Genomic DNA, 15,130 nt, shown 5'->3' with positions numbered 1-15,130 from the left:
CACTAATTACTTTTTTTATTGTTCCATCGGGATTTCCATCACCAAAAATTTAGCAGCTGTTGTGGCTTTGATGTCAATTTCTGGAGTATCCCAAATTCCAAGGGCATCTCTTTTGCTTAGTTGTTCTCCGTTGACTTCTATTTCGCCCTCAATAGTCATAATGTAAAAACCGTTACCTTCTTTTTGTAAGGCTAATTTTTTAGAAAAATCGGCATCAAAATCAGACAAATAAAACCAAGCATCTTGATGAATCCACACCCCCGCATCGTCAGGATTTGGTGATAGAATTTGTGCAAAATCATTTTTTTGCTCGGTAACGTCCAAAGTGATTTGTTGGTAACGAGGTGCTACATTGCGGTATTTTGGGAACAACCAAATTTGGAATAATTTGGTTTGTTGGTCTGCATTCGGGTTGAATTCACTGTGCTGAATACCCGTTCCCGCACTCATTACTTGTACATCGCCCGTTTTGATTGTTGCGGCATTGCCCATACTGTCTTTGTGCGCCAAATCGCCTTCTAGCGGAATGGTGATGATTTCCATATTATCGTGTGGATGTGTACCAAAACCCATTCCTGCCGCAACAGTATCATCGTTCAAAACGCGAAGCATTCCAAACTGAATTCTGTCGGGGTTGTACCAACTAGCAAAGCTAAAACTGTGATAAGCATTCAGCCATCCGTGGTTAGCGTGTCCTCTTGAATCTGCGGTATGTACAACTGATTTTTTCATCTTCGTATAAATTTAGTGATTACTACAATACAAAGGTATACTCGTTGTGAGGAAAAGTTACTTAACCTAGATTAAGAAAAAAGTACTTAGTGCTCGGGACTGTTCACTAGATTATGGGCTGCTATTTACTTCTTCAATAACCTACTCTTCATTTTACTAAAGAATTCAGGCGTAACGCCAATATAGGAGGCGATGTGTTTTTGAGGGAGTTTGTGAATTAGAGTGGGGTATTTTTTGCAGAATTTTTCGTAGCGTTCTTCGGCGGTCAAGCTCAAATTATCCATCAAGCGTTCTTGGTGGGTCACTAAGGAATTCTCGGCGAGTATTCTGAAAAAGCGTTCTAGTTTGGGTAGGGCTTTGTAGAGTTCTTGATGGTTTTCTTTGGTCAGAATGACAACTTCGGCGTCTTCAAGTACTTCAATAAAAAGGTGGCCGGGTTTTCCAGAAATATAACTGTACATGTCGGCCATCCACCAGCCTTCGCAGGCAAAATGCAATACGTGTTCGATAATGTTGTCGTTGATAGTGAAGCTTCTCAAAATCCCTGAATTCACAAAATACGTGCAATCTGCTACTTTGCCAGCATGGAGTAAAACCGATTTGGCTTTGTGCTTTTGTGTCGTTGTTTTAGACAAAAATAAGGCCTCTTCCTCGGGGGTTAAGGCCACGTGTTTGGCAATATTTTGGAGGATTAAGCCCATTTATTTTGTTTCGGGCAACAATTTGAAATACGTAACCTTAAAGCGATTGTCAACAACTTCACCAACCACTTCGGCTTTTCTTACTTTAGCACAAAAGCCATCTTCCGCGTGCGCATCTCCATGTTGGTCGATGTGAGTACCGTCTACAAAATACGTTTTGCCTTCAATTCTAACGGCTAAATCACATTCCTTTCCTTCCATACCAAATTGGCATTGCCCGCAAGAAGCCTCTACAATTTGTTTCTTAGGAGTTTCTTTTTTTTCTTGAGCGGAAACCACAAAACTGAATAATGCCACAAAAAGAGTAATTAATTTTTTCATAAGTGCTATAAAAATAGTGTTAGTTTTTTTCAAAAATAGGTATTTAACGGCAAAGTTCGCAAGTTAAATTTGAAGTAATAAAAAAGGTTCGCAAAGTTTGTATGATAAACTCTTTGCGAACCTTATATAATCTTTTGCGCACTTAACGGTTAAATTCTAATGAAAATGATCTTCTTCGATTTCAAATTCGGCATCTTTTTCCCAAATTTCCATTTCGCAGGGTTTGCAATTGAATTTGAGTTTGTATTCCAATTCGCCTTGTTTTAATACCAAAGGTTCTTTTACCTTTTTGTCCATGTTTTCGCGGTGGTATTTTGGACAGCGTTCCAACTCATATTTGATGCAATATTTCGTGGTCATTACACGTGATTTTCCAGGGTCCCATTGCAATTCAAAGGCTTTTTCTATTTCGGTAACGCCGTGACGTTCGTAGAATTTACGTGCCAATTTGTTCGAAACATTATAGGTAAAATCCAATTTGGTTTCAGGAAAAGGATGCTCTGTTTTTACCAATTGTTGCTCTTCGCGATGGTAATTTTTCAATCGTATTTCTGACAATTGTTCTAGAACGGTTCTTCGCATTTCGTTGATTTTGGAAATCGGAAGGAACCAATTGTCTGAAAAAATCACGTTGATTTCATCAGCTTTATATGGTGTGAATCCTGTTTTGGCCAAATTGGCTTTGAAATTTTCTGCTAAGGATTCATTGTTTTTGGTGCGTTCTTTGGCATGAACTAAAGTAACGGTACTAACATTGCCATCTTCATCGGTTGCAATTAGTTCGAAACCTTCTTCGTTTTCGGTGAGTAATAAACTAGTGCTAATTTTTCGCACGGCGCTATCTTCTCGAGCTACCAATTTGATGAAAGCGGCATCGTTGTTGCGATAAATGAAAGTTCCAGGTTTGATGTCTTTCAAAACATTAGGATACGCCAAACCGTTTTCTACTTTGTTGATGTAAAGTCCTTCTGCTTCGTTGTTTTCGTTGATGAAACAAAGGCCGTCACCATTGTTTAGGAATTCACCGTTTTCGATTTCGTAAGCTTTCCCAATAGTTTTAACGAGTTTACCAATGTATTGTCCTTTTGATTTTGGACTTTCCCAAGAACCAATGGATTGATGTCTTTCGTTGACAAAATAATCTGTATATCCGCGATTGAAGGTTTTGTCTAGAGCTGAGTCGAAAGTATAGGTACACGTTCCAGAAGAAGCTTTGGTGTAGTTGTCATAGCCGTCTCCTTCTAAGAAAGCGTCTAATTTTTGACGTAAATACGACACGTTGTTTTTTACATAAACAATGTCTTTCAAACGGCCTTCGATTTTGAATGAGCAAATTCCTGCTTCAACTAAATTTGGAATTTGGTCGGAAACGTCAAAATCTTTGATCGAAAGTAAGTGACTGTTTTTGATTAAGGTTTCACCGTTACCATCAATTAAGTTGTAAGGCAAACGACAGTTTTGGGCACACGAACCACGATTGGCAGAGCGCTCTCCATTGGCCACACTCATATAACAATTACCGCTAAATGATACACAAAGCGCACCCGTTACAAAGAATTCTAACTCAACATCGGCGGTATCGGCAATTTCTTTGATTTGGTGTAAATTCAATTCCCGGGCCAAAACCACGCGTTTCATTCCAGCCTCTTTCAAAAATTTGATTTTATGAGGATCACGGTTGTTGGCTTGAGTACTAGCATGTAAAACGATAGGAGGGAGTTCCATTTCCAAAACAGCCATATCCTGAACAATTAGCGCATCTACACCAATTTCGTACAATTCCCAAATCATTTGACGGCACTCTTCTAGTTCGTTATCATACAAAATGGTATTGATAACTACGAATACTTGCACGTTGAATAAATGGGCATATTTCACCAATTCTGCAATATCGTTGATGGGGTTGGTGGCGTTAGATCGGGCGCCAAATTTTGGTGCGCCAATGTAAAGAGCATCGGCTCCAGCATTGATGGCGGCCATACCATGAACTAAATCTTTGGCAGGCGCTAGTATTTCTATTTTCTTCTTCTTCATTATTACAACTTTAGCTTTTGTCGATTTCCTCAAAAAAAGTGTGCAAAGGTCTTATAAAAAAGTTAAGATTTCTAATTCTAGATTGGTTTTTTTTGGTGATTGACGCCTACTCTTATTCACAAATTGTAATAGTCGACTTCATTACAATCGAAATAAGTATACGTTGGCAATTGAATTAATGTAATTTTTTATGCTTTCTACCGAATTATTTTCATTGTATTCTATTAAAAAACAACTCGTGTAATCTGTTTTTTATATATAAATAATAGAACGTAATCTTATAATTATATATAAATTGCAGAATATAATCTCATATTTTTATTTAAATTGTAGATTAAATAGTTGAATTCTGGTGTTTTTACTATCTTTGTTTGGAATTAATGAATTGAAATATAGAGGGATATGGTGGATATAAACAGAACACTCAAAGAAAATGTACTGGCAAAATGGGATTCTGGCAAGGTATTGATTGTGATCGGACCTCGCCAAGTAGGAAAAACCACTTTGATTCGGTCGCTTTGTGAAGCCGAAGGGAACTATCTTTTCGTCAATGGAGACGATTCAGAAGATAGATTGTGGTTAGAAAATGCCGGAGAAAACAAATTGCGGACAATTATTGGCGATTATACTACTGTTTTTTTTGATGAGGCACAACGAATAAAAAACATAGGAATGGTTTTGAAAATCATTCACGATCAAATAAAAGGAGTGCGATTGATCGTAAGTGGTTCTTCCGCTTTAGAGATTGCCAATGAAATAAATGAGCCTTTAACAGGAAGAAAATGGGAGTTTAATTTGTTTCCTTTGACGTGGTTGGAGCTTCAAAATCATTTTGGCTATTTGACCCATAAAAAGAATTTGCAACGCTATATGATTTACGGGATGTATCCCGAGGTGATTACGCATCCTATTGAAAGTGAGGCTGTTTTAAAACAAATCGCAGGGAGTTATTTATACAAAGATTTGTTGCAATATCAGGGTATTCGCAAACCGGAAGTTTTAGATAAACTATTACTGGCTTTGGCGTTGCAGTTGGGTTCGGAGGTGAATTATAACGAACTTTCGAGAACGGTTGGTGTCGACAGGGCGTCAGTAGAAAATTACATCGGTTTGTTGGAAAAGGCGTTTGTGGTATTTCGATTGCAGCCCTTAAGTAGAAATGTACGCAACGAGTTGAACACCTCACGAAAGGTTTATTTTTATGATAATGGTATACGGAATGCGATCATTGGCAATTTCAAATCACTCGAATTTCGTCAGGACACCGGAGCATTATGGGAAAATTTCGTAGTTGCTGAACGAGTAAAAAAACTTAATTATGAACGTTGGCACGGGCGCTATTATTTTTGGCGTACCTACCAACAGCAAGAAATAGATTGGGTTGAAGAAACAGATGGCGCTTTTTCGGCTTTTGAATTCAAATGGAATATAAACAAAGCGAATGCAAAGTTTTCCAAAACCTTTTTGGATAATTATCTACCTCAAACCACTTTGGTGATTACTCCAAATACCATAGAGGATTTTTTGATGTAATTTTAGTAAGTTGTCCCTTTCTCACTGAGGCAAGTCAAGGTTCCAAAATTGTTTTAGGTCACAAAAAAAAGCCTCAAGAAATAATCCTTGAGGCTTACTAAAGCAGTAGCACTTTGGTTTATCCAGCCAAAGCGTCTTTGATTCTTTTTAAAGCTTCGGTTAATAAAGCTTCACTGGTAGCATATGAGAAACGAATACAATTTGGATTTCCAAAAGCGTCTCCTGTTACAGTTGCTACACAAGCTTCTGCCAAAAGATACATCGATACATCATTAGCATCTTTAATTTCAGTTCCTCTAAGTGTTTTTCCAAAGAAAGAAGAAACATCTGGGAAAACGTAGAAAGCACCTTCTGGAACGTTGATTTTGACACCAGGAATCTCCTTTAATAAACCTACTACTAAATCTCTACGGCTGTGGAAGGCTTGTACCATATCTTTTAAGACCGATGGATCTGCATCTACAGCAGTTATGGTTGCTCTCTGCGCAATACTGTTGGCGCCAGAAGTAACTTGACCTTGGATTTTAGTACAAGCTTTGGCGATAAATTCTGGGGCACCAATGTAACCAATTCTCCAACCGGTCATGGCGAAAGCTTTGGCTACTCCATTTACAGTGATGGTTTTTTCTAACATGCCAGGGATAGAGGCAATGCTATAAAAAGTTCCTGAGAAATTAATGTGCTCATAGATTTCGTCGGCTACTACATAAATATTTGGATGCTTTTCTAATACTTTAGCTAAAGCGGTCAATTCTTCTCTGTTGTACACTGAACCTGAAGGGTTACAAGGAGAAGAGAACCACATCATTTTTGTTTTAGGAGTAATGGCTGCTTCTAATTGTTCTGGTGTGATTTTGAAATCGGTTTCTACAGATGTAGGAACTTCTACAGGAACACCACCTGATAATTTTATGATTTCATAATAAGAAACCCAGTAAGGCGCTGGTAAAATTACTTCGTCACCATCGTTTAACATTACTTGAGCAATGTTGTACAACGATTGTTTGGCACCTGTAGAAACTACAATTTGAGAAGGTTTGTAGTCTAGGTTATTATCTCTCTTGAATTTTCTACAAATGGCCTCTTTTAATTCTGCATAACCTTCTACAGGGGTATAGGTGCTGTAGTTTTCGTCTATGGCTTTTTTGGCGGCTTCTTTTATGAAGTCAGGGGTGTTAAAATCAGGTTCCCCTAAACTTAAACTGATAATGTCTTTGCCTTGTGCTTTTAATTCTCTTGCTAATGCGGCCATCGCTAGGGTTTGTGAAGTAGCGAGGTTGTTAATTCTGTCTGAAAGTGGATTCATTTGTTAGATAATAGTAATTAATATTTCAAAAAAAAATTAGGCTAATTCTGGATTCTTCCCAAGATCTTTCAAATGCTTGAAGTGAGCAATTACTGCACTACGCATGGTTTTGTATTCGTAATAGGGTAGGTTGCATTCTTTGGCTGTATCCTTTACAATTTTAGCAATCTTGCTGTAATGGATGTGGCTAATGTTGGGAAAAATATGGTGTTCGATTTGATGATTCAAACCTCCAGTATACCAATTTACTAACCAATTTTTTGGAGCGAAATTGGTGGTAGTAAACAACTGATGAATGGCCCAAGTATTTTCGATTTCTCCATTTTCATTGGGTAACGGATTGGTGGTTTCCTCTACCACGTGTGCCAATTGAAATACCACGCTTAAAATTAATCCGGCAGTGTAGTGCATGACGAAAAAGCCTAGTAAAACTTTCCACCAAGTAATGCCAATTACAATTGGTAAAACAATCCAAACGGTAGCATAGATGATTTTTGTAATGATCAAAGTGGTCCAAAGAATTTTGGGACTTTTCGCTTCGCCATACGATAGTTTTCGCTTCAAATAACTTTTCATTTGTTTGAAATCGGTAGTTAATGCCCAATTGAAGGTTAATAAGCCATACAAGAAAATGGAATAATAATGTTGAAAACGATGAAAGGAATACCATTTGGCAGCCTTCGAAAATCGAATGATTCTACCCGCATCTAAGTCTTCGTCGTGTCCAGGAATATTCGTGTAAGTGTGATGTAATACATTGTGTTGTACTTGCCAATTGTACACGTTTCCGGCCAAAATGTAGATTGTGCCTCCCATGAATTTGTTTACCCAACTTTTTGAAGAATACGAGCCGTGATTTCCATCGTGCATCACGTTCATACCAACCCCTGCCATCCCAATTCCAATGACAATTGTGAGTAACAAATGTGCCCATAATGGTAATTCTAGGGTCAAAATGATGAAATAAGGAGCCAAGAAAACACTAAACAGGATGATGGCTTTTAAGTGTAATTGCCAATTGCCGGTTTTGGCAATATTGTTTTCTTTGAAATAGTTGTTAACCCGTGAGTTAAGTGTTCTGAAAAATTTTGCATTATCTTGTTTGGAGAATGTGGGCGTAATAGTATTCATTTGAAATTTTAAATATATGCAAATGTATAGATTAAAAATTGTTGCATCTGTATAAACGACTTAAAAATTTCCATTTAAAATTGAGTACTTTTGTTAAAAATTTTTACCATGAATGAAATTCTAAAGTATTTTCCTGATTTGACCGACTTGCAAAAAGAGCAATTTGCCAAATTGGATTTTTTATACCATGATTGGAACGAGAAAATCAATGTTATTTCCAGAAAAGATATTGATGCCTTATACACCAAACACGTTTTGCATTCGTTAGGAATTGCCAAAATAAACAAGTTTGAACCAGGGTCTTATGTGTTGGACGTAGGTACTGGAGGTGGATTTCCTGGAATTCCTTTGGCGATTTTGTTTCCAGAAACGCGTTTTTATTTGATTGATGTTATTGCCAAAAAAATAAAAGTAGTACAAGCAGTTGCTGAAGCTTTGGAGCTGAAAAACGTAAAGGCAGAACAAATTCGCGCTGAAAATGTAAAAGGCGATTTTGATTTTATTGTGAGCCGAGCGGTGACCAATATGCCAGATTTTGTTTCTTGGGTAAAAACGAAAATCAAAAAGCAACACAAACACGAATTGAAAAATGGTATTTTGTATTTAAAAGGAGGCGATTTGACCGAGGAGCTAAAGGATTTTCCAAATGCGACCGAATACAATTTGGCCGACATTTTTGAAGATGAATTTTTTGAAACCAAAAAAGTGGTGCACTTACCGTTGAAGTTTGTGGTGTAATTTTTATTGCTTACAAAAACAAACCCATTTATCCTTTTAACCCCGATGGTACCGGCATCCTTGCTTGACGGGGTTCGGAAAGCAAGATATAGCGGACAGCGGGACTTTGCTGGCCAAAATGCCTTTTGAAGCTGTTGCTAAAATAGAGTAAACAACAAACCCCACAAAAATCAATTTTGATTTATGTGGGGTTTTTAAATAGTTGTGTTTAGAAAATTATTCTCCTAAAAATGGATATCTGTAATCTTCTGGTGTTACAAAAGTTTCTTTGATTGTTCTTGGAGAAACCCAACGCAATAAGTTCAAGGCAGAACCTGCTTTGTCGTTGGTTCCTGAAGCTCTAGCGCCACCAAACGGTTGCATACCTACCACAGCTCCTGTTGGTTTGTCATTGATATAGAAATTACCTGCGGCATTTTGTAAAGCTAAAGTTGCTTCTTCGATGGCGTAACGGTCTTGACTGAAGATAGCTCCTGTTAAAGCATACTCAGAAGTGGTGTCTACCAATTTTAAGGTTTCTGCCCATTTGGCATCTTCGTAAACATAGATGGTGATTACAGGACCGAATAATTCGGTTTCCATAGTCGTGTACTTTGGATTGCTGGTTACGATAATGGTAGGTTCGATAAAGTACCCAACGGATTTATCATAATTTCCACCAACAATAATTTCAGCATCTGCATCTTTTTTAGCTTGATCAATATAGCTAGCTAGTTTGTCAAAAGAACCTTCGTGAATTACGGCTGTAATGAAGTTGCTGAAATCTTCTGGAGATCCCATTTTCATTGATTTTACATCGGTAATCAATTGTTCTTTTAAGGCTGGCCACATACTTTGAGGCACATAAGCTCTTGAAGCAGCAGAGCATTTTTGTCCTTGGAACTCGAAAGCGCCACGAACAATTCCTGTCGCTACTTGTTTTACATTAGCACTTGGATGCGCTACCACGAAATCTTTACCACCAGTTTCTCCTACAATTCTTGGGTAGGTTTTGTAATGGTGAATGTTCGTTCCAATTTTTGCCCAAATATCTTTAAATACATGTGTTGAACCTGTAAAGTGAACTCCTGCGAAATCGCGACTTGCTAGAACCGTATCAGTAACCATTAAAGCATCTCCAAAAACCACATTGATTACACCATCAGGAACTCCTGCTTCTTTGAATACATCGATGATGATTTTTGCAGAGAATACTTGGCTGTCACTAGGTTTCCAAACTACTACGTTACCCATCATAGCAGCACTTGCTGGAAGATTGGCAGCGATAGCGGTAAAGTTGAATGGAGTGATCGCGTATACGAATCCTTCTAGTGGACGGTATTCTAATCGGTTCCACATATCAGAAGTCGATTTAGGTTGGTCAGCATAAATTTGAGTCATGAACTCTACGTTGAAACGTAAAAAGTCGATCAACTCGCAAGCTGCATCAATTTCGGCTTGGTGAATATTTTTAGATTGCGCAATCATAGTTGCAGCATTGATTCTGGCTCTGTATGGTCCAGCAATCAACTCGGCAGCTTTCAAGAAAATAGCTGCACGTTGTTCCCATGCCATATTTGCCCATGCTGTTCTGGCTTCTAGAGCGCTAGCAATGGCTTTTTCAACATGTGTTTTTTCGGCTAAATGATACGTTCCTACCACATGTTGGTGATCGTGTGGAGCGGTCATATTTCTAGTATTACCCGTTTTGATTTCTTCGCTACCAATGTATAAAGGAACGTCAATTTTTGAATTCCACATGGCTTTGTATGCTGCAAGAACTGCTGCTTTTTCTGGGGAGTTTGGGGCGTAAGCTTTAACAGGCTCATTCACCGCTTTGGGTACGTTAAAAAATCCTTTTAGCATATTTTTTTATTTAAGTATTAAAAAATGAAAAACAATAAAAATCAGGCTTTTGCCTTAAAATTGAAGCAAAAATACAAAGTAAATATTAATTTTAACTCTTAAATCTTAAATAAAAGTCAAATTAATTCAAGGCAAAAGAAGCACATAACTTGAATGTAGGGACAAATACTTTGAACGTTTTTGTAGTAGTAAAATTGATCATATTAAAATGACCCTTCATAGCACCATATGGAGACGATAATAAACATCCAGAGCTATATGTATATTGTTCTCCAGGTTTTAAAACTGGTTTTTTACCAATAACACCCTCGCCATCTACGATTTCATTATAATTTAATGAGTCGAAGATTTCCCAATGACGCGAAGTAAGTTGAACGGAGTCTTTACTATGATTTTCGATGGTGATTTGGTAGCGAAAGGCAAAATGAATTTTGTAGTTTTTGAAATAGGTGCCTTCAAAACTAGTAACTACCGAAATTTTTATGCCTTTTGTAATTTGTGAAACCATCGATGATAATTCTTTTATCGTTAACAAATTTACAAAAAAAGAATGTACTTTTTTATATTTAACTAATTGGTAACATTTACAGAAGTCAAAGCTACAAATCCTATGACGCGATCAAAGCGTTGCGTGTTTTCTCTGTAGTAAACTACTACTTCATATTCATTTTCAGTTTGAAAAAAATTCCCATCCACTCTGTTTTCTTCTTCAATATTGCCTTTTTTATCGGTAACTACATATTGGTAATTGGTAAAACCTTGCTTAATCAACATGGCTTTTTCATACACATTCCTTTTTTCATTATACTCCATTTTGTTTTCTTCAGTTAATGCGTAATTATTGAACATACCATTGATATAGATGTTCTTTTGAGCGGGTAAACTTGGTGCTGATAAAGAAAAATAAATCCAAGCGTAATCAGCTTCGGTAGTCGAATTGGCAGCGTTTAAATTACGCACCACAAAATTACCATTCGCATCTAGGGTAAAACTATAAGGGAAATTGGCACGTGCTTCATCTGTAAATAGATATCCATTGTATATGGCTCCATTTGAATCTATTTTGGCAATATTGTTAGAAGCATTTCGGATGTCTTTATTGTCAAAAAAACGAAATTCATTGCCCGCCCAGAATTGAGTTTCTACATCATATTTGTATATTAATTCGTTGCCTATAGTGTATTGTGGAGGAATGTTTTTGATACCCGTGTTGAATTGACGGTTTTGTAACAGCAAAACTTTTACATTTTGCAAAGGGTTTTGAAAAGTTAGACTCTTTGATGTTATAGAGAAATCCAAATTGTGTTTGCTTTCTATAGTATTCAAATTTCTGCCTCTTTTTATTTGTAAACGTACCGATGCCAGATCTTCATAGAGAATAAATTTTCTAGAAAAAACTACCTCTCGGTCTTCGTTCAAAATTTTGATAATATAATTTCCGCTGATGATTAACTGAGAAAATTGATTTGGGATATTTAATTGGTAATGGGTATAGATTTGAAGGGTATTGAAAGAGTTGATTTGATTGATTATTCTTTGATTGTCGAGGCCTTTTAGGTATTCTTGTTTGGGTATTTCCGAAGGTTTCCAATTGTAGTCACAATGTATAATTTCGTAATAATAATTAACGTCATTGCCAAACAAATCATCAAAATGCAACTCAAATGACTCACCTAATTTAAAAACAGGAATGACATTCTGGCCATTATCCATAAAGGAAATAGTCTTAATGTTATAAGGTGGTGTTATTTCTTGAAGTACTTGGGCATCAACAAATGAATAGATCAATAAAAGTAAGGCAACAGAAATTTTTCTCATTTCAATTAAATTTCTAGTAAAGATAAGTATTTATTGAAATGGTTTTTAGGTTAAAATAAAATCTAAATTTTCTTCAAGTTCTGGGCTGATGTGCTGTTCATCAAGCAACGCATCCGAAAGCAGTTTTTTGTTTTCTTGCAAACGAATGATTTTTTCCTCCACTGTATTTTTAGTGATGAATCGAATTACATTCACTTTGTTCAGCTGTCCAATGCGATGGGCACGACCGATACCTTGCTTTTCGGCAAAGGGATTCCACCAAGGGTCCAAAAACAAAACATAAGAAGCTTTGGTAATATTGAGCCCCACGCCACCCGCTTTTAAGGAAATAAAAAACAATTTTGCGCGCTCTTGTTCTTGAAATTTCTGAACTTGATAGGCGCGCTCTTTTTGAGGAGTAGCGCCCGTGAGTTCACAAAAATCAATCTTGTTTTCGAGGCTCCATTTCTTATAAAATTCTAAATTCGAGACAAACGAACTAAACACTATCGTTTTTTGATTGGACTGTACCAAGGTTTCCAAATAACGCGTCACCGCCATATATTTTCCAGAATCCATTTCGGAGGTGGCATCGACCATTTTTGGGTGATTGCTCAATTGTCTCAAACGCATCAACGTATTGATAATATTGATTTTGTCAATGCCTGAGCCATCGGTTTTTAAAAGGGCGTTTCTCGCTTTCGACTTTTCTTCTTCGTATAATTTCTCTTGTTCGGGTTCCATTTCACAATAGAAAACTTGTTCAGAGAGTTCCGGTAAGTCTTTTAAAACTTGCTCTTTGGTGCGTCTTAGAATAAAGGGACTCACCAAGGTTTTGAGTTCTGCGAGACTGTTTTCGTCTTGTTTTTTCTCAATCGGAAATTTGTAATGTTCAGTAAAAAAAGCATAACTCCCCAAAATATTTGGATTGATAAATTGCATTTGAGACCACAAATCGTCCAATGAATTTTCAATCGGCGTGCCGCTCAACGAGATTTTATGAGTGGTTTGCAGTTGATTAATGGCTTTGAAAATTTTCGAATTTTTGTTTTTGATGTAATGACTTTCGTCCAAAATCAAATAGCGAAACTGGTATTTTTCTAAAATCGAAAGATCTCTCGACACTACGGCGTAGCTGGTAAAGATCAAGTCGTATTTTTCTAATTTTTTAGATAGTATTTTTCGGTCTTGACCTACATACTGAATTCTTCGAAAATGTGGTGTAAATTTTCTAGCTTCATTGTACCAATTGAACACCAAAGAGGAGGGAAGCACAATTAACGCTTTTAAGTATTCTTTGGCTACAGGAATTTCGTTGCCAAACAAATCGAGCTGAATGTTTTCGGCTTTTTCAACCTCTAGTTTTTCTTGTACCGCGACCAGCGTGGATAGGGTTTGCAATGTTTTCCCCAATCCCATATCATCGGCCAAGCAAGCGCCTAATCCGTTGTTGTAGTGTTCCAAAAGCCATTGTACCCCTTCTATTTGATACGGTCGCAAGGTGGCTTTAACCAAAGGCGAAGGTTGGTATTGAACGGATTCCTTGACGTGCAAGGACTGTTTCAACTGTGGAATGTCTTCAAAAACCGCAAAATTACTTTTGAGCACCGCAAGATTTCCATTTTTGATTTTGGCTAATTTTGCCATCGCACTGTAGCGCGTCATCCATTCTGACGGAATCAAAAAGTAATTTCCGTTGGGTAAGGCAAACAGACGATTTTTGTTTTTTATATTCGGAATCAACTCGCTGAAGTTAAATTCAAAATCATCACAAACCACCGTCATTTTGATGTCAAACCAGTCGTTTTGAATGGTGTTGGAGAATGTAATCGTTACGGTATTGCTATCGATTTTCTTTCCGTCTATTTTTAAATTTTCTAATGAAAAACCTAAGGATTCTAGCTTTTCTTTATTTTCGATAGCCCACTGAATACTGGCGAAAGCGTCTTGATTTGTTGTGTTTTGAGTAAGTCCAAATACATTGTTTTCGTTTTTGCTTAAACCCAAATCCAATAAGGCTTGGGTGTAATTATTTTCAGCTTGGCTTCGTTTGTATTGTACCAATTGGATGTTGTTCAAATCCTTTAGATCAATTTCTGAGTGCGTGTTTTTGGGTTTGGTGGCATCAAACACATAGCCGTCATAATCAAATAAAAGCCCAATGAAATAGTTGTTTTTGAAAAAATCATAGACCAATTGTAGTGTACAATTGTGTATGGTTTCGCGAGTAATGACTTCAAATCCTGTAGCCGTAATGTCTACTTTTTTGGCTATGTCTTTAATGAATTTTTCAAAATAATCGGGCACTAATTTTGAGGGGATTTCCACGACTTTTTTGGTCAAAAAAGGCGTGATTTTTTTCGAATTGATGTCTAGTAGTTGATACAGTTTATGATGTGCCACAACCCAAGCTGGCTCGTCTAATAAAAGTGTAATTTTAGTATTCGAGGGGTAAAATGTAGTATCAGCATCTTTCAGTTGTAAGGTGTACGAAATCCCGTTGTCGTGTTTGTCAAAATGCAGTTTGGTTGTTAAGGATGGATTTTGAGTAGCGATACGGCTGATACGAAAATCTTTATCTTTCCCCAAGTTCAGCGAAAGGGGGAAATCGTTCTCTTTTACTAACGTATAAAATTGCGCTAAGCTTATTTTTATAAACTGCTCAATGCCGAATTTTAGTTTCTCGTCTTTAAGTAAATCTTCAATGTTTTTGGCCGATTTGCTTTTAGTTCGGTATTTCTTAAACAGGGCTTCAGGTTGGAGTACTTCACAAAGAGATACTGTTTTTTGTGTTGCAGCATCCAAGTTTCCCAGAATTATACCCATACTTTTTAGGACTTCTGGACTTGCTTTTTTTTCTAAATAGGTAATGGTATCCGTATGCCCAACTACATAGGCAGTAGGAATATAGTAATTGAGTCTCGCTTCGAAACTGATGTCAAAGCAAAACTGGAAATGATTTTCGGGTTCCAAAAGTTTATTTGTGATTGAT

At 37.0% G+C, this 15,130-nt stretch carries 12 protein-coding genes; 2 read left to right on the top strand and 10 right to left on the bottom strand.

Going from position 1 to position 15,130, the window contains the following annotated elements; translation table 11 throughout:
- Positions 1-15: 15 nt before the first annotated feature.
- From ACZIX2_RS00455 to ACZIX2_RS00440, 4 genes are all read right to left on the bottom strand, one after another.
- The gene (locus tag ACZIX2_RS00455; RefSeq protein ID WP_463338106.1) at positions 16-732 is read right to left on the bottom strand and encodes a pirin family protein; all 717 of its coding nucleotides are present in this window, start codon (positions 730-732) and stop codon (positions 16-18) included.
- Between the two features lie 125 nt (positions 733-857).
- Positions 858-1,433, bottom strand: a complete 576-nt coding sequence (locus tag ACZIX2_RS00450; protein WP_463338105.1) for a Crp/Fnr family transcriptional regulator — start codon at positions 1,431-1,433, stop codon at positions 858-860.
- A complete protein-coding gene (locus tag ACZIX2_RS00445; RefSeq protein WP_463338534.1) occupies positions 1,434-1,754 on the bottom strand; it encodes a DUF6370 family protein in 321 nt (106 codons plus the stop codon).
- Positions 1,755-1,910: 156 nt separating this feature from the next.
- Positions 1,911-3,788 (bottom strand): peptidase U32 family protein, encoded by a 1,878-nt coding sequence (locus ACZIX2_RS00440; RefSeq protein ID WP_463338104.1) that lies wholly within the window; start codon positions 3,786-3,788, stop codon positions 1,911-1,913.
- A 402-nt stretch (positions 3,789-4,190) separates the two neighbouring features.
- Here ACZIX2_RS00440 and ACZIX2_RS00435 point away from each other — a divergent pair, with 402 nt between their 5' ends.
- The gene (locus ACZIX2_RS00435; protein ID WP_463338103.1) at positions 4,191-5,321 is read left to right on the top strand and encodes an ATP-binding protein; all 1,131 of its coding nucleotides are present in this window, start codon (positions 4,191-4,193) and stop codon (positions 5,319-5,321) included.
- 118 nt (positions 5,322-5,439) lie between these two features.
- On the opposite strand, the gene ACZIX2_RS00430 is transcribed toward ACZIX2_RS00435, so the two are convergent.
- Entirely contained in the window at positions 5,440-6,627 is a 1,188-nt protein-coding gene (locus tag ACZIX2_RS00430; protein ID WP_463338102.1) for a pyridoxal phosphate-dependent aminotransferase, read from the bottom strand.
- A gap of 36 nt (positions 6,628-6,663) precedes the next feature.
- On the bottom strand, positions 6,664-7,758 hold the full coding sequence (locus ACZIX2_RS00425; protein WP_463338101.1) for a fatty acid desaturase family protein: 1,095 nt from the start codon (positions 7,756-7,758) through the stop codon (positions 6,664-6,666).
- A gap of 108 nt (positions 7,759-7,866) precedes the next feature.
- Here ACZIX2_RS00425 and rsmG point away from each other — a divergent pair, with 108 nt between their 5' ends.
- Entirely contained in the window at positions 7,867-8,496 is a 630-nt protein-coding gene (gene rsmG, locus ACZIX2_RS00420) for a 16S rRNA (guanine(527)-N(7))-methyltransferase RsmG (protein ID WP_463338100.1), read from the top strand.
- 216 nt (positions 8,497-8,712) lie between these two features.
- Here the strand turns inward: rsmG and pruA are convergent, their stop codons facing one another.
- From pruA to ACZIX2_RS00400, 4 genes are all read right to left on the bottom strand, one after another.
- Positions 8,713-10,341 carry an L-glutamate gamma-semialdehyde dehydrogenase gene (gene pruA / locus ACZIX2_RS00415; RefSeq protein WP_463338099.1) on the bottom strand — a complete coding sequence of 543 codons (1,629 nt, stop codon included), beginning with the start codon at positions 10,339-10,341 and terminating at the stop codon, positions 8,713-8,715.
- Between the two features lie 121 nt (positions 10,342-10,462).
- A complete protein-coding gene (gene apaG, locus ACZIX2_RS00410; protein WP_463338098.1) occupies positions 10,463-10,849 on the bottom strand; it encodes a Co2+/Mg2+ efflux protein ApaG in 387 nt (128 codons plus the stop codon).
- A 62-nt stretch (positions 10,850-10,911) separates the two neighbouring features.
- Positions 10,912-12,159 carry a type IX secretion system plug protein gene (locus ACZIX2_RS00405; protein WP_463338097.1) on the bottom strand — a complete coding sequence of 416 codons (1,248 nt, stop codon included), beginning with the start codon at positions 12,157-12,159 and terminating at the stop codon, positions 10,912-10,914.
- A 45-nt stretch (positions 12,160-12,204) separates the two neighbouring features.
- Entirely contained in the window at positions 12,205-15,111 is a 2,907-nt protein-coding gene (locus ACZIX2_RS00400) for a DEAD/DEAH box helicase (RefSeq protein WP_463338096.1), read from the bottom strand.
- Between the last annotated feature and the right edge of the window lie 19 nt (positions 15,112-15,130).

The sequence above is a fragment of the Flavobacterium riviphilum genome (assembly GCF_055231795.1).
Note: the sequence above shows the minus strand (reverse complement) of the source record. Positions and strands in the feature narration are given on the sequence as shown.

What these genes read in the sequence shown, in the direction of transcription:
- ACZIX2_RS00425 (WP_463338101.1), bottom strand. Translation starts at nt 7,758, where the DNA reads ATGAATACTATTACGCCCACATTCTCCAAACAAGATAATGCAAAATTT.
- ACZIX2_RS00450 (WP_463338105.1), bottom strand. Translation starts at nt 1,433, where the DNA reads ATGGGCTTAATCCTCCAAAATATTGCCAAACACGTGGCCTTAACCCCC.
- ACZIX2_RS00430 (WP_463338102.1), bottom strand. Translation starts at nt 6,627, where the DNA reads ATGAATCCACTTTCAGACAGAATTAACAACCTCGCTACTTCACAAACC.
- rsmG (WP_463338100.1), top strand. Translation starts at nt 7,867, where the DNA reads ATGAATGAAATTCTAAAGTATTTTCCTGATTTGACCGACTTGCAAAAA.
- apaG (WP_463338098.1), bottom strand. Translation starts at nt 10,849, where the DNA reads ATGGTTTCACAAATTACAAAAGGCATAAAAATTTCGGTAGTTACTAGT.
- ACZIX2_RS00440 (WP_463338104.1), bottom strand. Translation starts at nt 3,788, where the DNA reads ATGAAGAAGAAGAAAATAGAAATACTAGCGCCTGCCAAAGATTTAGTT.
- ACZIX2_RS00455 (WP_463338106.1), bottom strand. Translation starts at nt 732, where the DNA reads ATGAAAAAATCAGTTGTACATACCGCAGATTCAAGAGGACACGCTAAC.
- ACZIX2_RS00445 (WP_463338534.1), bottom strand. Translation starts at nt 1,754, where the DNA reads ATGAAAAAATTAATTACTCTTTTTGTGGCATTATTCAGTTTTGTGGTT.
- ACZIX2_RS00405 (WP_463338097.1), bottom strand. Translation starts at nt 12,159, where the DNA reads ATGAGAAAAATTTCTGTTGCCTTACTTTTATTGATCTATTCATTTGTT.
- ACZIX2_RS00435 (WP_463338103.1), top strand. Translation starts at nt 4,191, where the DNA reads ATGGTGGATATAAACAGAACACTCAAAGAAAATGTACTGGCAAAATGG.
- pruA (WP_463338099.1), bottom strand. Translation starts at nt 10,341, where the DNA reads ATGCTAAAAGGATTTTTTAACGTACCCAAAGCGGTGAATGAGCCTGTT.